At 58.4% G+C, this 20,574-nt stretch carries 14 protein-coding genes and 3 tRNA genes; 8 read left to right on the top strand and 9 right to left on the bottom strand.

What is annotated here, in order from left to right; all coding sequences use genetic code 11:
• The first annotated feature begins 79 nt into the window (after nucleotides 1-79).
• The 7 genes from LCH65_RS19895 to fabI all read left to right on the top strand — a co-directional run bounded on the left by LCH65_RS19895 (nucleotide 80) and on the right by fabI (nucleotide 10,030).
• Nucleotides 80-1,684, top strand: a complete 1,605-nt coding sequence (locus LCH65_RS19895; RefSeq protein WP_003368575.1) for a LysM peptidoglycan-binding domain-containing protein — start codon at nucleotides 80-82, stop codon at nucleotides 1,682-1,684.
• A 136-nt stretch (nucleotides 1,685-1,820) separates the two neighbouring features.
• Entirely contained in the window at nucleotides 1,821-3,650 is a 1,830-nt protein-coding gene (locus tag LCH65_RS19900) for an extracellular solute-binding protein (RefSeq protein ID WP_096121033.1), read from the top strand.
• On the top strand, nucleotides 3,647-5,503 hold the full coding sequence (locus LCH65_RS19905; protein WP_003368572.1) for an extracellular solute-binding protein: 1,857 nt from the start codon (nucleotides 3,647-3,649) through the stop codon (nucleotides 5,501-5,503). The genes LCH65_RS19900 and LCH65_RS19905 overlap by 4 nt, the downstream gene beginning before the upstream one ends.
• Nucleotide 5,504: 1 nt before the next feature.
• On the top strand, nucleotides 5,505-6,578 hold the full coding sequence (locus LCH65_RS19910) for a microcin C ABC transporter permease YejB (protein ID WP_004414031.1): 1,074 nt from the start codon (nucleotides 5,505-5,507) through the stop codon (nucleotides 6,576-6,578).
• A 1-nt stretch (nucleotide 6,579) separates the two neighbouring features.
• Nucleotides 6,580-7,599 carry an ABC transporter permease gene (locus tag LCH65_RS19915; RefSeq protein WP_003368568.1) on the top strand — a complete coding sequence of 340 codons (1,020 nt, stop codon included), beginning with the start codon at nucleotides 6,580-6,582 and terminating at the stop codon, nucleotides 7,597-7,599.
• A gap of 1 nt (nucleotide 7,600) precedes the next feature.
• Nucleotides 7,601-9,211: an ABC transporter ATP-binding protein gene (locus LCH65_RS19920; RefSeq protein ID WP_004414034.1), complete on the top strand. Its 1,611-nt coding sequence runs from the start codon at nucleotides 7,601-7,603 to the stop codon at nucleotides 9,209-9,211.
• A gap of 24 nt (nucleotides 9,212-9,235) precedes the next feature.
• Nucleotides 9,236-10,030: an enoyl-ACP reductase FabI gene (gene fabI / locus LCH65_RS19925; RefSeq protein ID WP_003368564.1), complete on the top strand. Its 795-nt coding sequence runs from the start codon at nucleotides 9,236-9,238 to the stop codon at nucleotides 10,028-10,030.
• Nucleotides 10,031-10,123: 93 nt separating this feature from the next.
• Here fabI and LCH65_RS19930 read toward each other — a convergent pair whose 3' ends face one another.
• The 9 genes from LCH65_RS19930 to LCH65_RS19970 form a co-directional block, all read right to left on the bottom strand.
• Nucleotides 10,124-12,007 (bottom strand): SurA N-terminal domain-containing protein, encoded by a 1,884-nt coding sequence (locus LCH65_RS19930; protein ID WP_058415893.1) that lies wholly within the window; start codon nucleotides 12,005-12,007, stop codon nucleotides 10,124-10,126.
• Between the two features lie 205 nt (nucleotides 12,008-12,212).
• Nucleotides 12,213-12,485: an HU family DNA-binding protein gene (locus tag LCH65_RS19935; protein WP_002552737.1), complete on the bottom strand. Its 273-nt coding sequence runs from the start codon at nucleotides 12,483-12,485 to the stop codon at nucleotides 12,213-12,215.
• Nucleotides 12,486-12,631: 146 nt separating this feature from the next.
• On the bottom strand, nucleotides 12,632-15,028 hold the full coding sequence (gene lon, locus LCH65_RS19940) for an endopeptidase La (RefSeq protein WP_003368560.1): 2,397 nt from the start codon (nucleotides 15,026-15,028) through the stop codon (nucleotides 12,632-12,634).
• Between the two features lie 207 nt (nucleotides 15,029-15,235).
• Nucleotides 15,236-16,519: an ATP-dependent Clp protease ATP-binding subunit ClpX gene (gene clpX / locus LCH65_RS19945; protein ID WP_003368559.1), complete on the bottom strand. Its 1,284-nt coding sequence runs from the start codon at nucleotides 16,517-16,519 to the stop codon at nucleotides 15,236-15,238.
• Nucleotides 16,520-16,625: 106 nt separating this feature from the next.
• Entirely contained in the window at nucleotides 16,626-17,267 is a 642-nt protein-coding gene (gene clpP, locus LCH65_RS19950) for an ATP-dependent Clp endopeptidase proteolytic subunit ClpP (RefSeq protein WP_002552734.1), read from the bottom strand.
• A 91-nt stretch (nucleotides 17,268-17,358) separates the two neighbouring features.
• Nucleotides 17,359-18,669, bottom strand: coding sequence for a trigger factor (gene tig / locus LCH65_RS19955; RefSeq protein ID WP_003315274.1), 1,311 nt, complete (start codon nucleotides 18,667-18,669; stop codon nucleotides 17,359-17,361).
• A gap of 383 nt (nucleotides 18,670-19,052) precedes the next feature.
• Nucleotides 19,053-19,137 (bottom strand) — tRNA-Leu (locus LCH65_RS19960).
• A 56-nt stretch (nucleotides 19,138-19,193) separates the two neighbouring features.
• Nucleotides 19,194-19,269, bottom strand: a tRNA-His gene (locus LCH65_RS19965).
• Nucleotides 19,270-19,320: 51 nt separating this feature from the next.
• Nucleotides 19,321-19,397, bottom strand: a tRNA-Arg gene (locus tag LCH65_RS19970).
• Nucleotides 19,398-19,690: 293 nt separating this feature from the next.
• Between LCH65_RS19970 and folD the strand changes: the two genes are divergently transcribed.
• Entirely contained in the window at nucleotides 19,691-20,545 is an 855-nt protein-coding gene (folD, locus tag LCH65_RS19975) for a bifunctional methylenetetrahydrofolate dehydrogenase/methenyltetrahydrofolate cyclohydrolase FolD (protein WP_003368557.1), read from the top strand.
• Nucleotides 20,546-20,574 lie beyond the last annotated feature (29 nt).

Raw genomic sequence — 20,574 nt, forward strand, 5'->3', positions numbered from 1 at the left:
AAAATTCTGAAAGGTTGACCGACGGCAGGCTGCTTCCTAGAATCGCCCGACATTTTCGTCTGGATGTACCCCCCGAACAATGTCGTCATCTACCAGCAAGCCTTCACATTCGGACGCATTGACTCGGTTGGCTCAGGCCATGGCCGTCACCGCGAGTGCCCTTCTGGCCGGTTGCCAGAGCACCGCCAGCGTCGACCCGGTCAATAGCCATCGCGCGCCTAACCTGGCCGCCGGCATCAAGCAAAAACCGATTTTCCTGTCGCACAAGCCTGCCACCCCTCTCGCACCTCCACAGGATGTCTGGGAGCGCATGCGTCAGGGCTTTCAGCTGCAACAAGGCAATGATCAGAACCCCCGCATCGATCAACAGCGCCTGTGGTTCGCCAACAACCCTTCCTTTCTGGAAAACGCTGGCGAGCGCGGCAGCCTGTACATGCACTACATCGTCGAGCGCCTTGAAGAACGCAACATGCCGCTGGAACTGGCGCTGCTTCCGGTCATCGAAAGCGCCTACAACCCGATGGCCGTTTCGCGCAGCCAGGCGGTCGGCCTCTGGCAGTTCATCCCGTCGACCGGGCGTTACTTCAACCTGCGCCAGACCAGCTTTTATGACGGACGTCGCGACATCCAGGCCTCGACCGTTGCGGCACTGGATTACCTGACCCGCCTGCATGACATGTTCAACGGCGACTGGCTGCTGGCCCTGGCAGCCTACAACGCCGGCGAAGGCACGGTGAGCCGCGCCATCGAGCGCAATGACAAACTCAACCTGCCGACCGATTACTGGAACCTGCCGCTGCCGCAGGAAACCCGCGATTACGTGCCCAAGCTGCTGGCCCTGTCCCAGGTGGTGTTGTCGCCGGAAGCTTACGGCGTCAATCTGAACCCGATCGCCAACCAGCCCTACTTCGAAGTCGTCGAGCTCAACAAGCGTGTCGACCTGTCCAAAGTGGCCAGCGCCGCCGATATCGACGAAGACGAGCTTATCCAGCTCAACCCCGCCTACAAGAAGCGCCTGACCGTCGATGGCCCCCAGCACCTGCTGGTGCCCACTTCCAAGGCGCAACTGCTGACGGCCAGCCTGCTGACCATGAAACAGGAAGAACTGGTCGCCTGGCAGCCTTATCGGGTGCGCAAGGGCGATACCCTGGAAAGCCTGGCCAGTCGTTATCAGGTCACGGTCAGCTCGCTCAAGGGCAATAACAAGCTGTCCGGCAACCGCCTGAAGGTCGGTCAATCACTGAGCATACCGGTCAAGCCGGGCATGCAGAATTCACAACCCGTGTTCGAAGCGCTGGCCAGCAACGACAAGCCGTCACGTACCCGAAGCTACAAGGTGCGCAGCGGTGACAACCTGACCACCATCGCGCAAGCCAACAAGGTGGATGTCGAAGACCTGCAACGCTGGAACAAGCTGACCGGCAAGAAGCTCAAGGTCGGCCAGACGCTGGTCATGCAGGACACCAGCAAACCTGCCGGCAAAGCCGCCAGCAAGTCGGTCGCCAGCACCGGTGGCAAGGACAGCGAAAAGAAATCCATGCAGTACAAGATCCAGAAAGGCGACTCGATGTACCTGGTCGCCAAGCGCTTCAACGTCGAGATGCAACATCTCAAGCGCTGGAATCCACGTAGCGGGCAGGCTCTCAAACCCGGCCAGACCCTGACCGTTTACCTGCCACACTGATGCGCACGGCCACTTGCCCTTCGATAACCTTGGGGCGGGTGTCCGATGCAGCCCGGCAGCGCCATCACCTGCAGTCTTTTTCCAGCTGGAACAAGCTGTTACTGTTAGCGACCCGAAAGCCCAGGCCGTCTGGATCGTGATACGTCCCTTCCTGCTGACCCTCAGCCTGGCCTTGAGCTTCTGCGCCAACGCAGCCATCACCGAAAGTCATGGTTACGCGCAGTTTGGTGTTCTCAAGTACCCGGCCAGCTTCACTCATTTCGACTGGGTCAATCCCGAGGCGCCGAAAGGTGGCACCCTGAGAATGATGGCCTTCGGCACGTTCGACACGTTAAACCCCTACACATTCAAGGGCAGCAGCCCGGTCTCGACTGGCAACTTCCTGCAGTATGGTGTCAACGAGCTGAATGAACCGCTGATGGTCGGCACAGGCCAATACGACCCATCCGGCGATGAACCGACCTCCAGTTACGGGCTGATCGCCCAGTCGGTGGAATACAGCGAGGACCGCAGCTGGGTGGTGTTCAACCTGCGCCCGCAGGCGCGCTTCCATGACGGAAAGCCCATCACCGCCTACGACGTGGCGTTTTCCTACCGGACACTGCTCAAGGACGGTCACCCCCAATACCGCACCGCCTTGCAGGAAGTGCAGCGCGTGGACATTCTCAACCGTCATCGCATCCGGTTTGTCTTCAAGCGCTCGGGCAACCCGCTGCTGATCCTGCGCCTGGGCGAACTGCCGGTGTTGCCGCAACATTACTGGAAGGACAGGGATTTCAAGGCGACTACCTTCGAGCCGCCGCTGGGCAGTGGCCCTTACCGCATCACTCGCGTGCAGCCGGGTCGGCAACTGGTGTTCGAGCGGGTCAAGGATTACTGGGGCAAGGACTTGCCGGTCAACCGCGGCAAATACAATTTCGACCGGGTCGAGGTCGAGTTCTACCGCGACAGCGACGTGGCGTTCGAAGCGTTCAAGGCGGGTGAATTCGACATCTACATCGAGCATCAGGCCAAGAACTGGGCCAGTGGCTACGACTTCCCCGCGGTGGCCAATGGTCAGGTGATCAAGGCGCAGATCCCCCACCGCATACCGACACAGACCCAGGGACTGTTCATGAACACCCGGCGCGCCGCCTTCACCGACATCCGCGTGCGCGAAGCCCTGGGTCTGCTGTTCAATTTCGAATGGACCAACCGCACGCTGTTCAGCGACGCCTATGACCGCTCGATCAGCTACTACCCCAACAGCGAGTTTTCCGCGACGGGCCTGCCGACCGGGGCCGAATGGCTGCTCCTGGCGCCCTACCGCGATCAGTTGCCCGCCAGCCTGTTCACCCAGCCGTTCGCCCCGTCGAAAACCGATGGTGGCGCAATCCCGCGCGAGACCTTGCGCAAGGCCCTGAAGCTGCTTGCCGAGGCTGGCTGGACGCTGTCGGACAAGGGTTTGCTCAATGCCGACAAGCAACCGTTGCGCTTCGAGATCCTGCTGGTCAACCCCAACCTCGAACGCATTCTGCAACCCTACATCGAAGACCTGCGCCGCCTGGGGATCAATGCAGGGCTGCGCACCGTCGACCGCGCCCAGTACAAGCAACGTCTGGACCGTTTCGATTTCGACATGATTCTGATGACCCTGCAACAGACTCTGAGCCCCGGTCTGGAGCAGTGGCAGTATTTCCATTCCAGTCAGGCTGCGATCAACGGCAGCAAGAACTACGCGGGTATCGCCAACCCCGTGGTCGATGCCCTGCTGAACAAACTGCTGGCCGCGCAAACCCGGGACGAACAGGTCGCCGCGGCGCGGGCGCTGGACCGCGTATTGCTGTCTCAGCACTACAGCATCCCCAACTGGTATCTGAATAATCATCGGCTTGCCTATCGCAACCGATTCGCCATGGTCACTACACCGCCCTACACTCTGGGGCTGCGTGCGTGGTGGCTCAAGACTCTGGAGAAGCCCCGATGAACCCTCTGCACTCCCTGCGCTCGCAGGCAGCAGGCCTGCTGCTGGCCAGCCTCGCCTGCACAGTACAGGCTGCGCCTCAGCATGGCGTGACGCTGTATGACGAAGCGCCGAAGTACCCGGCTGATTTCAAGCACTTCGACTACGTGAACCCGGATGCCCCCAAGGGCGGCACGCTGCGTCAGGCAGGCTTCGGCGGCTTTGACAGCTTCAACCCGTTCATCAACAAAGGCGTACCGGCAGACGATATCGGTCTGATCTACGACACCCTTGCCCGCTCGAGCCTGGATGAGCCATTCACTGAATACGGACTGATCGCGGGCAAGATCGAGAAGTCCCCGGACAACAGCTGGGTGCGTTTCTATCTGCGCCCCGAGGCGCGCTTTCATGACGGCCACCCGATCCGCGCCGACGACGTCGAATTCAGCTTCAAGACCCTGATGGAGCACGGTTCGCCCATGTACAAGGGCTACTACGCCGACGTCGATCAGGTCATCGTCGAAGATCCGCTGCGCGTGCTGTTCAAGTTCAAGCACAAGGGCAGCCGCGAGTTGCCGCTGATCCTTGGCCAGTTGCCGGTGCTGCCCAAGCATTTCTGGGCCGATCGCGATTTCAGTAAGGGCAACCTGGACTTCCCGCTGGGCAGCGGCCCCTACAAGGTCGCCGACGTGAAGGCCGGTCGTTCGGTGAGTTATGAGCGGGTCAAGGATTACTGGGCAAAGGACCTGCCAATCAACAAGGGTTTCTACAACTTTGACGTGCTGACCACCGACTACTACCGCGACAATACGGTAGCGCTGGAGGCCGGCAAGGCCGGGCAATTCGACTATTGGCTGGAAACCAGTGCCAAGAACTGGGCAACCGCTTACGACACGCCCGCAGTGCGCGACGGCAGGCTGATCAAGGAAGAGCTTCCCAATGGCAACCCGACGGGCATGCAGGGCTTTGTCTTCAACCTGCGCAAGCCCGTGTTTCAGGACGTCAGGGTCCGTGAGGCGCTGACTCTGCTGCTGGACTTCGAGTGGACCAACAAACAGCTGTTCAACGGCTCGTACAGCCGCACCAAAAGTTATTTCGACAACTCGGAAATGGCCGCCAGCGGCCTGCCGTCTGCCGAAGAACTCAAGCTTCTGGAACCGTTGCGCGGCAAGATTCCGGATCGCGTGTTCAGCGAACCCTTCACCCTGCCGGTCACCGATGGCAGCGGTATGATCCGTCCGCAGCAGCGCCGGGCCTTCCAGCTGTTGCAGGAGGCGGGCTGGAAGATCGTCGACGACAAGATGGTCGACGCGCAGGGCAACCCGGTAAAAATCGAGTTTCTGATGGCCCAGACCGAGTTCGAGCGCATTCTGCTGCCTTACAAGCGCAACCTGAGCGACTTGGGTATCGAGCTGGTGATTCGTCGGGCCGACGTGTCGCAATACATCAACCGCCTGCGCTCGCGGGACTACGACATGATTGTCACTGGCTATCCGCAGTCCAGCTCGCCAGGTAACGAGCAGCGCGTGTACTTCGACTCATCCAGCGCCGACAACCCGGGCAGCCGCAACTTCATGGGCCTCAAGGACCCTGCGGTGGATGAGCTGGTCAACGGCCTGATCAACGCCGACTCACGGCAAAGCCTGATCACCCATACCAAGGCACTGGACCGTGTGCTGCTGTGGGGCTTTTACGTCGTTCCGAACTGGCACATCAAGACCTGGCGGGTGGCTTACTGGAATCACCTCGACCATCCCAAGGCCGAAGCACTTTCCGATATCGGCCTGATGACCTGGTGGGCCAGGCCGGATGTCAAACCGGTGGCCGCGACCCCGTCAGCCCCTGATCAGGCCAAGCCTGCGAACGCGGAGCAATAACATGCTGGCTTATATTCTGCGACGGCTGCTGCTGATCATCCCTACCCTGCTCGGCATCCTGATCATCAACTTCGTCATCATTCAGGCCGCCCCCGGTGGCCCGGTCGAACAGATGATCGCCAAGATCGAAGGCTTCGATGGCGCCACCAGCCGGATAGCCGGGGGCGGCGCCGAAGTATCGGTGGCCGGCTCCAACTACCGCGGCGCGCAAGGCCTGGACCCGGCATTGATCAAGGAAATCGAACGCATGTACGGTTTCGACAAGTCGGCGCCGGAACGCCTGTGGATCATGATCAAGAACTACGCCACGCTGGATTTCGGCGACAGCTTCTTTCGTGATGCCAAGGTCATCGACCTGATTGTCGAGAAAATGCCGGTGTCCATTTCCCTCGGGTTATGGAGCACCCTGATCATGTACCTGGTGTCGATCCCGCTGGGGATTGCCAAGGCCACGCGCCACGGCAGCCAGTTCGACGTATGGACCAGTTCGGCAATCATTGTCGGCTATGCCATTCCGGCGTTCCTGTTCGCGATTCTGCTGATCGTGGTGTTTGCCGGGGGCAGCTACTTCAACTGGTTTCCACTGCGCGGGCTGACCTCCAACAACTACGACGAACTGAGCACGCTGGGCAAGCTATTCGATTACTTCTGGCATCTGGTTTTGCCAGTCACCGCACTGGTGATCGGCAACTTTGCCACCATGACGCTGCTGACCAAAAACAGCTTTCTCGACGAAATCAGCAAGCAATACGTGACCACGGCCAAAGCCAAGGGCCTGAGCAACCACAAGGTGCTCTACGGCCATGTGTTTCGCAACGCGATGCTGCTGGTGATCGCAGGCTTCCCGTCGGCGTTCATCGGTATCTTCTTCACCGGCTCGCTGCTGGTGGAAGTGATCTTTTCGCTGGACGGCCTGGGCCTGATGAGTTTTGAAGCCGCGATCAACCGCGACTATCCGGTGGTGTTCGGCACGCTGTTCATCTTCACCCTGCTGGGGCTGGTGGTGAAGCTGATCGGCGATATCACCTACACCCTCGTAGACCCGCGCATCGACTTCGAAAGCAGGAAGCATTGATATGAAGCTGTCTCCTCTCAATCGCCGTCGCTTCGAACGCTTCAAGGCCAACAGGCGTGGCTGGTGGTCATTGTGGCTGTTCCTGATTCTGTTCGGCCTGAGCCTGGGCGCCGAACTGATCGCCAACGATAAACCGCTGGCTGTGCGCTACGACGGCCACTGGTATTTCCCGGTATTCGAGCGTTACCCGGAAACCACCTTCGGTGGCGAATTCCCGCTGGAAGCCAACTACAAGAGCCCATACATCAAGGAACTGCTCGCCGCGAAGGATGGCTGGACCCTGTGGGCGCCCATCCCGTTCAGCTATCAGAGCATCAACTACGACCTGAAAGTCCCTGCTCCGGCGCCGCCTTCGCGGGAGAACCTGCTGGGCACCGATGATCAGGGCCGTGACGTCCTGGCGCGGGTGATCTACGGTTTCAGGATTTCGGTACTGTTCGCCCTGACCCTGACCATCCTCAGCTCGATCATCGGCGTCATTGCCGGCGCCTTGCAGGGTTTCTATGGCGGCTGGGTCGACCTGCTGGGCCAGCGCTTCCTCGAGGTCTGGTCGGGCCTGCCGGTACTGTATCTGCTGATCATCCTTGCCAGCTTCGTACAACCCAACTTCTGGTGGTTGTTGGGCATCATGCTGTTGTTTTCCTGGATGAGCCTGGTGGACGTGGTGCGCGCCGAGTTCCTGCGTGGCCGCAATCTGGAATACGTAAGGGCCGCGCGGGCGCTGGGCATGGAGAACGGCGCAATCATGTTCCGCCATATCCTGCCCAACGCCATGGTATCGACCATGACCTTTCTGCCGTTCATTCTCACCGGGGCCATCGGCACCCTGACGGCGCTGGACTTTCTGGGCTTCGGCCTGCCCGCCGGCTCGCCGTCACTGGGCGAGCTGGTAGCGCAGGGCAAATCCAACCTGCAGGCGCCCTGGCTGGGCATCAGCGCCTTCGCTGTGCTGGCCATCATGCTGAGTCTGCTGGTGTTCATCGGCGAATCCGCCCGCGATGCTTTCGACCCAAGGAAATAAGATGAACAATGACAATCTGATCGAAATCCGCGATCTGGCGGTCGAGTTCGTGACGGGCGACTCGCGGCAACGCGTGGTCGAGAACATCAGCTTCGATATTCGTCGTGGTGAAACGCTGGCGCTGGTCGGCGAAAGCGGTTCGGGCAAGTCAGTCACCGCGCACTCAATCCTGCGCCTGCTGCCCTACCCCATCGCCAGCCACCCGAGCGGCACGATCCGCTACGCGGGTGAAGACCTGCTGAAGGTCGAAGAGAAAAAACTGCGTTCGATCCGTGGCAACCGCATCGCCATGATCTTCCAGGAACCAATGACCTCGCTCAATCCGCTGCATTCGGTGGAAAAACAGATCAACGAGGTGCTGGGCCTGCACAAGGGCCTGACTGGCAAGGCCGCCACCGAGCGCACACTGGAGCTGCTCGATCTGGTCGGCATACCTGAGCCACACAAACGCCTCAAAGCGCTGCCACACGAGCTTTCAGGTGGCCAGCGTCAGCGTGTGATGATCGCCATGGCCCTGGCCAATGAACCCGAGCTGCTGATTGCCGACGAACCGACCACTGCGCTGGATGTGACGGTACAGCTGAAAATCCTCGAACTGCTCAAGCAGTTGCAGGCTCGCCTGGGCATGGCACTGCTGCTGATCAGCCACGATTTGAACGTGGTAAGGCAAATAGCCAACCGAGTATGTGTCATGCAGCGCGGTTGCATCGTCGAACAGGCATCGTGCGAAGAATTGTTCCGTTCGCCGCAACATCCTTACACTCAAGTGTTGCTCAGCGCGGAGCCCAGCGGCGGTCCATCGACCAACACCGCCGGCGCCCCGCTGCTTGAAGTCGAGGACCTGAAAGTCTGGTTCCCGATCAAAAAAGGCCTGCTCAAGCGTACGGTCGACCACGTCAAGGCGGTGGACGGCATACGTTTCAGCCTGCCGCAAGGGCAAACACTGGGTATTGTGGGTGAAAGCGGGTCGGGCAAATCGACGCTGGGCCTGGCGATTCTTCGACTGATCGGCAGTCAGGGCACCATACGGTTCAAGGGCAACGCGCTAGAATCCCTGTCGCAACAGCAAATCCGTCCGCTGCGCAGGCAGATGCAAGTGGTTTTCCAGGACCCGTTTGGCAGTTTGAGCCCGCGCATGTCGGTGGCTGAAATCGTTGGCGAAGGCTTGCGAATCCACGGCATGGGTACGGCGGCCGAACAGCAGACGGCGATTATCGAAGCGCTCAGGGAGGTTGGTCTGGACCCGGATACCCGGCACCGCTACCCTCACGAGTTCTCCGGTGGCCAACGCCAGCGGATCGCCATTGCACGTGCGCTGGTCTTGAAGCCGGCGCTGATTTTGCTGGACGAGCCGACCTCGGCCCTCGACCGGACCGTACAGCGTCAGGTCGTCGAGCTGCTTCGCTCGCTGCAAACCAAGTACAACCTGACGTATTTGTTCATCAGCCATGACCTGGCTGTCGTCAAAGCGCTGAGCCACCAGTTGATGGTGGTCAAGCAAGGCCAAGTGGTCGAACAGGGTGCAGCGCAGGATATCTTCGCCGCACCGCAACATCCTTATACACAGCAGCTGCTGGAGGCCGCCTTCCTGGCGCCGGTAGCTGTCGATTAACCTTAACCTGAAGAGGAACAACACATGGGTTTTCTCGCCGGTAAGCGCGTCCTGATCGTCGGTGTCGCCAGTAAACTGTCCATCGCATCCGGTATTGCCGCCGCCATGCATCGTGAAGGCGCAGAGCTTGCCTTCACCTACCAGAACGACAAACTCAAGGGTCGTGTCGAAGAGTTCGCCGCAGGCTGGGGTTCGGGCCCTGAGCTGTGCTTCCCTTGCGATGTGGCCAGCGACGAAGAGATCAACAAGGTCTTCGAAGAGCTGAGCAAGAAGTGGGACGGCCTGGACGTGATCGTTCACTCGGTCGGCTTCGCGCCTGGCGACCAGCTCGATGGCGACTTCACCGAAGCCACCACGCGCGAAGGTTTCCGCATCGCTCATGACATCAGCGCCTACAGCTTCGTGGCCCTGGCCAAGGCCGGTCGCGAAATGATGAAGGGCCGCAACGGCAGCCTGCTGACCCTGTCCTACCTGGGCGCAGAGCGCACCATGCCCAACTACAACGTCATGGGCATGGCCAAGGCCAGCCTGGAAGCTGGCGTTCGTTACCTGGCCGGCAGCCTCGGCCCGGAAGGTACTCGCGTCAATGCTGTATCGGCCGGCCCGATCCGCACCCTGGCCGCGTCAGGCATCAAGAACTTCCGCAAGATGCTGGCGGCCAACGAAGCGCAGACCCCTCTGCGCCGTAACGTCACCATCGACGAAGTCGGCAACGCCGGCGCGTTCCTGTGCTCCGACCTGGCGTCGGGCATCAGCGGTGAAATCATGTACGTCGACGGCGGCTTCAACACCACCGCGATGGGCAGCATGGACGAGTGATACGGTAAACGCCGCTCCTTGCGAGCGGCACTTTTCCGGACTCAAAAAGAAGGCCGCTCAATGAGCGGCCTTCTTTGTTTACGCGTTTCGAGCCTAGAACTTCTCGATCTTCGCCTTGCTTTCCAGCTGTGCACGGTACGCCGCGAAATCCTGCTGCCCCTCGCGGGAGGCGAGGAAGCGACGGTATTGTGCCTTCTCGGCGTCAGTCGGCGCAGCCGCCTGGTTGACGCCATTGAGACGGACGATCACGAAGCTGCCGTCCGAAGCAGTGATGCTGGCGAATTCCGGCTTGTCCTTGCCTGCCGGCTTGGGCATGCGGAACAGCGTCTGCAGCACTTGAGGGTCAACCCCTTCCTGACTGCGAGTGACCGCTTCCATCATCTTCCAGTCACGACCGTCCTGCTTGGCAGCCAAAGGAATCTTGCCCTCACGCAGACCGGCCAGCAGCGCCTCGCCCTTGGCCTTGGCAGCTGCCGAAGCATGCTCCTTGACCAGTTGAGCGCGAATCGAGCTGGCAACGCTCTCAAGTGGCAACTGCTGCGGTTGCAGGTGCTCTTTGGAGCGCACCACCACAACGGTTTCCGGATCCAGCTCCAGCGTGTTGCTGTTGGCGCCTTCTTCCAGCACTTCAGGGCTGAATGCCGCCTGGATGACCGCACGGTTGGCCGTCAGGCCTTCGCCGCCCTCACGACCGAACGGTGCAGTGGTCTGAACCTTCAGGCCCAGGTCCTGTGCCGGCTGGGACAGGTCGGACGATTCGAACGCCGAGTCTTCCAGTTGCTTGGTCACTTCGACAAACTTCTGCTCGACCAGCTGCGATTTCAAATCGTTGGTCAGCTTGCCTTTCAGACTGGCAAAGGTCGGCACCGAAGGTGCTTCAACGCCCAGCAGCTTGATCAGGTGCCAGCCGAAATCGGTACGCACCGGCTGCGAAACCTGATCCTTGTTCAAGGCATACAGTGCCTCTTCGAAAGCCGGGTCATAGACACCCTTGCCTGCGTAGCCCAGATCACCGCCCTTGTTGGACGAACCAGGGTCCTGCGAGTATTCCTTGGCCAATGCCGCGAAATCCTCACCCTTGGCCAGACGCTGCTGAATTTCTTCAATCTTCGCCTTGGCCTGCTCGTCATTCAGCTTGTCGTTCACTTCGATCAGGATGTGTGCCGCACGACGCTGTTCGGACAGATTGGCGATTTCCTTCTGATAAGCCGCCTGCAGGTCCTCGTCCTTGACCTGCACCTTGTCGAAGAAGGACGACTTCTTCAATTCGATGTAGTCGAGTACGACCTGCTCAGGGCTCATGAACTCCTTGGCATGCTCGTCGTAATGCGCCTTGACTTCGTCATCGGTCACCTTGACCGCCGAGGTATCGGCAGGCAGGGTCAGCGACGCGAAATCACGGGTCTGCTTTTCGAGGCGTGCGAAGGCTTCAACCTGTGCGTCGGTTACAAAGGCACTGCCGGCAACACCTGCACGCACCTGACCGATGAGCATTTCCTGACCCAGCATCTGGCGGAACTGCAGACGGCTGTAACCCAACTGGCGAATCACCTGATCGAAACGGTCAGCGCTGAATTTGCCGTCTACCTGAAATTCAGGCGTCTGCAAAAGCTGCTGATCCAGTGCCGCGTCGGAAAACGAGAACTTGGCATCCGCCGCGCCTTGCAGCAGCAGCTTGCGGTCGATCAGGCCCTTGAGCGCTGATTCGCGCAGCAGCTTTTCATCCAGCATGGCAGGATCGAAATCCTTGCCCAGCTGTTGCGAAAGCTGCTGAGCCAACTGGCGGCGCTGCATGTCGACAGCCTGGCTCAACTCATTCTGAGAGATGTCCTCGCCGTTGACTTCAGCCGCGTTCTGCTTGTTGCTGGTAGCGGTAAACATCGCTTCGATGCCGGTGAAGGCCATCAAGGCGATGATGAGTCCGATAATTGTCTTGGCAATCCAGCCTTGTGAATTGTCCCTGATGTTCTGCAGCATTGCGTCCCCCAAAACGGTTGTACTGACTAACCAACCGCGGAGCGTGGGTAGAAAGCGGATAGAAGAAAGGCGCATCCGAGGATGCGCCTTCTCGTAACTGACGAAGCGGTAGGGCTCGAACCCCTCGGTGTCGCAACCGAGTGCACCACCGCTCCGCTACTGGATCAGGACAGGCCCGATCCAGCGGGCAAAGGCATAGAGAGGCTTAGTTGACAGCTTCTTTAAGAGCTTTACCGGCTTTGAAACCTGGTTTCTTGGCAGCAGCGATTTCCAGCGTCTTGCCAGTCTGAGGGTTGCGACCGATGCGAGCAGGACGATCAGTCACGGAGAACGTACCAAAGCCAACCAAAACAACCGAGTCGCCAGCCTTCAGAGCGCCAGTGACGGATTCGATCACTGCGTCCAGCGCGCGGCCAGCAGCAGCTTTCGGGATATCAGCAGATGCAGCGATAGCATCAATCAGTTCCGACTTGTTCACTCTAAGTCCCCTTATCTCTATATTGAGTATGTTTCTAAGTTTTAGGTGTTAAGCAAAACGAGCGCTGGAAGGCTTGCCAGTGATTGCTTTAAAGAGCCGCTTTATAACAAGGGCTCTAAAAAGCTGTCAAGGAAGCCTGCCCAGACTTAATGCGTGCTAATTCTGTCCTTAGAGTCAGACTCGCGCTTCTCTTCCTTGGCGACCAGATCTGTAGCCACGTCCGGCAAAGGCTCCGGCGCGTATTGCAGCGCAATTTGCAGGACTTCGTCAATCCATTTAACGGGCTTGATCTGCAGATCCTGCTTGATATTGTCAGGAATCTCCTTCAAATCACGCACGTTTTCTTCTGGAATGATCACCGTCTTGATTCCGCCACGGTGTGCAGCCAGCAGTTTTTCCTTCAAACCACCAATCGCCAGCACTTGACCACGCAAAGTAATTTCGCCCGTCATTGCCACATCCGCACGCACAGGGATCTGCGTAAGCGCCGAAACAAGGGCGGTGCACATGCCCACACCAGCGCTCGGTCCATCCTTCGGCGTGGCGCCTTCCGGCATGTGGATATGCGTGTCGTGTTTCTCGTGGAAATCAGCTGGAATGCCCAGGCTACGAGCCCGGCTGCGAACCACGGTCTGGGCTGCGGTAATGGATTCGACCATCACATCCCCGAGCGAACCGGTCTTGATCAACTGGCCCTTGCCCGATACCACGGCAGCCTCGATGGTCAGCAATTCACCACCCACCTGCGTCCACGCCAGGCCGGTGACCTGACCGATCTGATCCTGCTGCTCTGCCAGCCCGTAGCGGAACTTGCGCACGCCCAGGAAGTGCTCGAGCATGTCGGCTGTGACCTGAACCGCGAAACGTTTTTCCATCGCGTGCTCTTTGACCGCCTTGCGGCAGACCTTGGCAATCTGACGCTCAAGCCCGCGCACGCCCGCTTCACGGGTGTAGTAACGGATGATGTCGCGGATCGCATCCTCATCAAAACTGATCTCACCTTTCTTCAAGCCGTTGGCCTGAATCTGCTTGGGCGAGAGGTACTTGACGGCGATGTTGATCTTTTCGTCTTCGGTGTAGCCCGGCAGGCGAATGACTTCCATCCGGTCCAGCAAGGCTGGCGGAATGTTCATCGAGTTCGACGTGCAAAGGAACATCACGTCCGAAAGATCGTAGTCGACCTCAAGGTAGTGATCGTTGAAATTGTGGTTCTGCTCGGGATCAAGCACCTCGAGCAATGCCGACGCCGGATCGCCACGCATGTCGCTGCCCATCTTGTCGATTTCGTCAAGCAGGAACAGCGGGTTGCGAACGCCCACCTTTGTCATCTTTTGTATCAATCTTCCTGGCATCGAACCGATGTAAGTCCGGCGATGACCACGAATTTCAGCCTCGTCACGCACGCCGCCGAGTGCCATCCGCACGAATTTACGGTTGGTTGCGTTGGCGATGGACTCGGCCAGGGAGGTTTTACCCACACCCGGTGGACCTACCAGACACAGCACAGGGCCACGAATCTTCTTCACGCGCTTTTGCACGGCGAGGTATTCGAGGATGCGCTCCTTGACCTCGTCCAGACCGTAATGGTCGGCATCGAGAATCGCTTCGGCACGCGCAAGGTCCAGACGTACCTTGCTCTGCGCCTTCCACGGCACCTGAACCAGCCAGTCGATGTAGGAACGCACCACGGTCGCTTCGGCGGACATCGGCGACATCTGCTTGAGCTTGTTCAGCTCGGCATTCGCCTTGGTCAGAGCGTCCTTGGGCAAACCTGCGGCATCGATGCGCTTTTTCAGCTCTTCGATTTCGTTGTGGCCTTCGTCGCCATCGCCCAGTTCCTTCTGAATGGCCTTCATCTGCTCATTCAGGTAGTACTCGCGCTGGCTGCGCTCCATTTGCTTCTTAACGCGACCGCGAATGCGCTTTTCGACCTGCAGCAGGTCGATTTCGGCATCCAGCAAGGCCAGCACATGCTCGACACGGGCTGACAGGTCGATAATCTCGAGTATTTCCTGCTTCTGCTCGATTTTGAGCGCCATGTGCGCGGCCATGGTGTCAACCAGGCGACCAGGCTCATCGATGCTGTTAAGCGACGACAGGACCTCTGCGGGGACCTTCTTGCCCAGTTGCACATACTGCTCGAATTGAGCCAGCAGGCTGCGCACGAACACTTCGGATTCACGGTCCGGTGCATCGACTTCGTCGATCAGCGAGACGTCTGCGCGGTAGTGGCCATCGACTTCGATAAAACGCTCTACCGAACCACGCTGCTCACCTTCGACCAGCACCTTGACGGTGCCATCGGGCAGCTTGAGCAATTGCAATACGGTGGCAATGGTGCCGACGCTGTACAGAGCCTTTTCATCAGGATCGTCGTCAGCCGGGTTTCTTTGCGCGAGCAGCAGGATCTGCTTGTCGCCTGTCATTGCCGCTTCAAGGGCTTCGATAGACTTCTCGCGCCCCACGAACAGCGGGATAACCATGTGCGGATAAACCACGACATCACGCAATGGCAAGAGAGGCAATTCAATAGTGGTCTTCATGATTTCGCCTCTACGGCGGCCAATTGGCCGGGACAGATGGAATTAGCTTGAAGCCAAGATGGGGGTAGCGTCAGAAAAAAACAAGCTCTAGAGGCGCGACCCGCCAAGATCAGTTTCTTCATACAAAACGAATGAACAGCCTAAAAATGCAAAAGGGGACCAAAAAGGCCCCCTTCAGTATTACTTCACACGCATATGAACATGCGTTTATGCGTCGGGAGCAACCTTGGCAGGCGGCTCGTTGTTTTCGTAGATCAACAACGGCTTGGACGTGCCATCGATAACGCTTTCGTCGATCACCACCTTGCTCACATCGCTTTGCGACGGGATTTCGTACATGGTGTCGAGCAGCACGCCCTCGAGAATCGAACGCAGGCCACGGGCACCGGTCTTGCGCTCCAGCGCGCGACGGGCAACCGATTTCAGCGCATCGGTACGGAACTCGAGGTCCACACCTTCCATCTCGAACAGCTTGGCATACTGCTTGGTCAGTGCGTTCTTCGGCTCGGTGAGGATCTGTATCAAAGCAGCCTCATCCAGCTCGTCCAGCGTTGCAAGCACCGGCAGACGGCCCACGAACTCGGGGATCAGACCGAACTTGACCAGATCGTCAGGTTCGACTTCACGCAGCGACTCGCCGACCTTCTTGCCCTCCTCCTTGCTGCGAACCTCGGCGTTGAAGCCGATGCCGCCACGGGTGGAACGGTTCTGAATGACCTTTTCCAGGCCCGAGAAGGCGCCACCGCAGATAAAGAGAATATTACGCGTGTCCACCTGCAGGAATTCCTGCTGCGGGTGCTTGCGACCACCTTGAGGCGGAACGGAAGCCACGGTGCCCTCGATCAGTTTCAGCAAGGCTTGCTGCACGCCTTCACCGGACACGTCACGAGTGATCGAAGGGTTGTCGGATTTGCGCGAAATCTTGTCGATTTCGTCGATGTAGACAATGCCCATCTGGGCCTTCTCGACATCGTAATCACATTTCTGCAACAGCTTCTGGATAATGTTTTCGACGTCCTCACCCACATAACCGGCTTCGGTCAGGGTGGTGGCGTCAGCGATGGTGAACGGTACGTTGAGCAGGCGAGCCAGAGTTTCGGCCAGCAACGTCTTGCCGGAACCGGTAGGTCCGATCAGCAGGATGTTACTCTTGCCCAGTTCGACGTCGTCGTTCTTCTTGTCACGCTGATTCAGACGCTTGTAGTGGTTGTACACCGCTACTGCGAGAACCTTTTTGGCACGTTCCTGACCGATTACATACTGGTCAAGGATGCCGCTGATTTCTTTTGGCGAAGGCAATTTATGCGCGCTGCTTTCGGCCTGGGCTTCCTGCACCTCCTCACGGATGATGTCGTTGCACAGGTCGACGCACTCGTCGCAGATAAAGACCGAGGGGCCGGCAATCAATTTGCGCACTTCATGCTGGCTTTTGCCACAGAAGGAGCAATAGAGCAATTTGCCGTTGTCCTCGCCGTTGCGGGTGTCAGTCATTCGATCGATCCAATCCGGTAGGCTTGCAACACAAGATGAAGGCTATTGCGGGCTTTTTCAAGTCCGCAGGCGGTCGGTTGTCCCGACCCCCCACATTTTGAGCCGCTTAGGCAGGCATTTGACGCTTGTTGATCACCGAGTCGATCAGGCCGTATTCGGCTGCACGCTCTGCGCTCATGAAGTTGTCACGCTCGGTATCGCGCTCGATGGTTTCGAGGCTCTGGCCGGTGTGATGAGCCAGCAGCGAGTTGAGACGATGACGAATGTGCAGGATTTCCTTGGCATGGATGTCGATGTCCGACGCCTGACCCTGGAAACCGCCCAGCGGCTGGTGAATCATCATTCGCGAGTTGGGCAGGCAGTGACGCTTGCCTTCTGCACCGCCGGCCAGCAGGAATGCACCCATGCTGCAAGCCTGACCGATACAGATGGTCGAAACGTCCGGCTTGATGAACTGCATGGTGTCGTAGATCGACATGCCTGCCGTCACCGAACCGCCCGGCGAGTTGATGTAGAGATGGATATCCTTGTCCGGGTTTTCCGCTTCAAGGAAAAGCAGTTGCGCCGCGATAAGGTTGGCCATGTAGTCCTCTACCGGACCCACCATAAAGATGACTCGCTCCTTGAGAAGGCGCGAATAGATGTCATAGGCGCGTTCGCCACGGGCGGACTGCTCGATAACCATCGGGACCAGGCCGCCAGCGGCCTGGATGTCAGAGTTCTGCTGAATATAAGAATTGCGGGACATGTCCTGCATTCACTCCCAAATAGTCGAGTCTTGAATACGCACAAGCCAGCGCGAAGGCTGGCTTGTGGGTGTTTTCGCACGAAAAGAGAAATCAGTCGGCTTTTGGAGCTTCCACCGGCTTGACAGCTTCTTCGTAGGAGACCGATTTGTCGGTCACGCTAGCTTTCTGCAAAACAGTATCTACAACTTGCTCTTCAAGCACAACAGAACGTACCTCGTTCATTTGCTGCTCGTTCTTGTAGTACCAGGCAACGACCTGCTCAGGCTCCTGATAGGCAGAGGCCATTTCCTGAATCATTTCGCGAACGCGAGCATCATCAGGCTTGAGGTCGAACTGCTTGACGACCTCGGCAACGATCAGACCCAGCTCGACGCGGCGCTTGGCCTGCTCTTCGAACAGCTCTGCCGGCAGCTGGTCAGGCTTGATGTTGCCACCGAACTGCTGAACGGCCTGCACACGCAGACGGTTGACTTCGTTTTCCAGCAGCGCCTTGGGCACTTCGATCGGGTTGGCGGCCAGCAGACCGTCCATGACCTGATTCTTGACCTTGGACTTGATCGCCTGACGCAGCTCGCGCTCCATGTTCTTGCGAACTTCGGTGCGGAAGCCTTCGATACCGGTTTCCTTGATACCGAACTGCTTGAAGAACTCTTCGTTCAGCTCAGGCAGCTTTGGCTCGGAAACGGTGTTGACGGTCACGGTGAACTCGGCAGCCTTGCCGGCCAGCTCGAGGTTCTGATAGTCCTCTGGGAAGGTCACGTTCAGAACGCGCTCTTCACCGGCCTTGGCGCCAACCAGACCGTCTTCGAAACCAGGGATCATGCGGCCCGAACCCAGCACCAGCTGGGTACCGGTAGCGGAACCGCCAGCGAACACTTCGCCGTCGACCTTGCCGACGAAATCGATGTTCAACTGGTCTTCGTTCTGGGCAGCACGATCAGCCACTTCGAAACGAACGTTCTGCTTGCGCAGCACTTCAAGCATGTTGTCCAGATCGCTGTCGGCCACGTCGGCAGACAGGCGCTCTACGGAGATGCTATCGAAGCCGGCAACGGTGAATTCCGGGAATACTTCGAAAGTAGCCACGTATTCCAGATCTTTGCCTTTTTCGAACGACTTGGGCTCTACAGCAGGAGCACCAGCCGGGTTCAGCTTCTGCTCAACCACAGCTTCATAAAAAGTAGCCTGAATCAGATCGCCCAGTGCTTCCTGACGTGCGCCGTCCTCGTAACGCTGACGAATCACGCTCATAGGCACCTTGCCAGGGCGGAAGCCCGGGATCTTGGCTTTGCGCGCGGTCTGTTGCAGACGCTTGTTGACTTCGGTCTCGATGCGCTCGGCAGGCACGCCAATGGTCATGCGGCGCTCAAGAGCGGAAGTATTTTCAACAGAAACTTGCATGGATATTCCTCGTTGCACAGACGTTAGCCGGCCGTTTCCGACCCCAGAATCAAGGGCATGCATTCTAGTGGGTCAAACTCAAGAAGTCACCCTACTGAAAAAGGGCGGGTTAACAAGAAGGAATCGGCCTGCAGCCGGAGGAGAAAGGAAAACACCTCGCATCACTCGCGACGTGTCTGGCACGGCCCCTATATAAGGAAGCATCTGCACCGGACGATGACCGAATCCATCTGCATAGCACACCTCGATCGACCGACGGCGACAGGGCCGACGGACCAGCGAGGCGATGGAACGAATACGCCAAAACAAAAAAAGCCGCACTAGGCGGCTTTCTTTTTGTACCTTTTTGCAACCGAAACACTGATAGTCGGCTACATTTATCCTGGTGCGGACGGAGAGACTCGAACTCTCACACCTTGCGGCGCTGGAACCTAAATCCAGTGTGTCTACCAATTCCACCACATCCGCATTTCAGACTTTTAAAGCAAAGGCGCCAGACTATGAATCTGGCGCCCTTCTTAATATGGGGTGGACGATGGGGTTCGAACCCACGACCGCAGGAGTCACAATCCTGTGCTCTACCAACTGAGCTACGCCCACCATATTGCGCGTGACGATAAAACTTACTTGCTGTGCCAAAGCTGCCTTAAATGGCGCACCCGGCAGGACTCGAACCTGCGACCATCCGCTTAGAAGGCGGATGCTCTATCCAGCTGAGCTACGGGCACTTATATAATTTGTATTCTTGCGATAACAAACTAAAAGGCTTTCAATCACACCGAGCTGATTTGCAACTCTGCCTGACCGAATCAACCAGTGCTAGCTTAACCAGTGCTGGGCTCTGCCCGGCAAGTGCGACGAATCTTATAGACGGCCCCTGGGGTCGTCAACCTTTTTTTGAAAAAAATTCAGCTAGATAAAGGAGTTAGCTGAATATACAAAGCAATCGCCTTTGCCCTCGCGCCATGTCATGCGAGAATGCGCGCTCATTTTATTTCCTCTCGATGGTTAATCACGCGTCATGACTGCAAAACTAATCGACGGCAAGGCGATCGCCGCCAGCCTGCGCCAGCAGATCGCCAAACGTGTCGCCGAACGTAGCCAGCAAGGTCTGCGTACGCCGGGCCTCGCGGTGATTCTGGTCGGCAGCGACCCCGCGTCCCAGGTCTATGTCTCTCACAAGCGCAAGGACTGCGAGGAAGTAGGCTTTATCTCCCAGGCCTACGACTTGCCCGCTGAGACCACTCAGACCGCACTGACCGATCTGATCGACCGCCTCAACGAGGATGCCGCTGTCGACGGCATCCTGCTGCAACTGCCCTTGCCTGCGCACCTCGATGCTTCGCTGCTGCTGGAGCGCATTCGCCCGGACAAGGACGTGGACGGTTTCCATCCTTATAACGTGGGCCGTCTCGCCCAGCGCATCCCGCTGCTGCGCCCGTGCACCCCAAAAGGCATCATCACCCTGCTGGAAAGCACCGGTGTCGACCTGTACGGGCTGGATGCCGTCGTCGTCGGTGCGTCCAACATCGTCGGTCGCCCAATGGCAATGGAACTGCTGCTGGCGGGCTGCACCGTCACGGTGACCCACCGTTTCACCAAGGATCTGGCAGGCCATGTAGGTCGTGCCGATCTGGTGGTGGTTGCCGCCGGCAAGCCGGGCCTTGTCAAAGGCGAATGGATCAAGCCAGGTGCCATCGTCATCGATGTCGGCATCAATCGCCAGGAAGACGGCAAGCTGGTAGGCGACGTGGTTTACGAGACCGCCCTGCCCCGCGCCGGCTGGATCACTCCGGTTCCGGGCGGCGTTGGCCCCATGACCCGCGCTTGCCTGCTGGAAAACACGCTGTACGCCGCAGAAACCCTTCACGACTGATCAGCCTGCAGCAATAAAAAACGGCACCT

The sequence above is a fragment of the Pseudomonas sp. MWU16-30316 genome (assembly GCF_020515645.1).
Lineage (GTDB): Bacteria > Pseudomonadota > Gammaproteobacteria > Pseudomonadales > Pseudomonadaceae > Aquipseudomonas > Aquipseudomonas cerasi.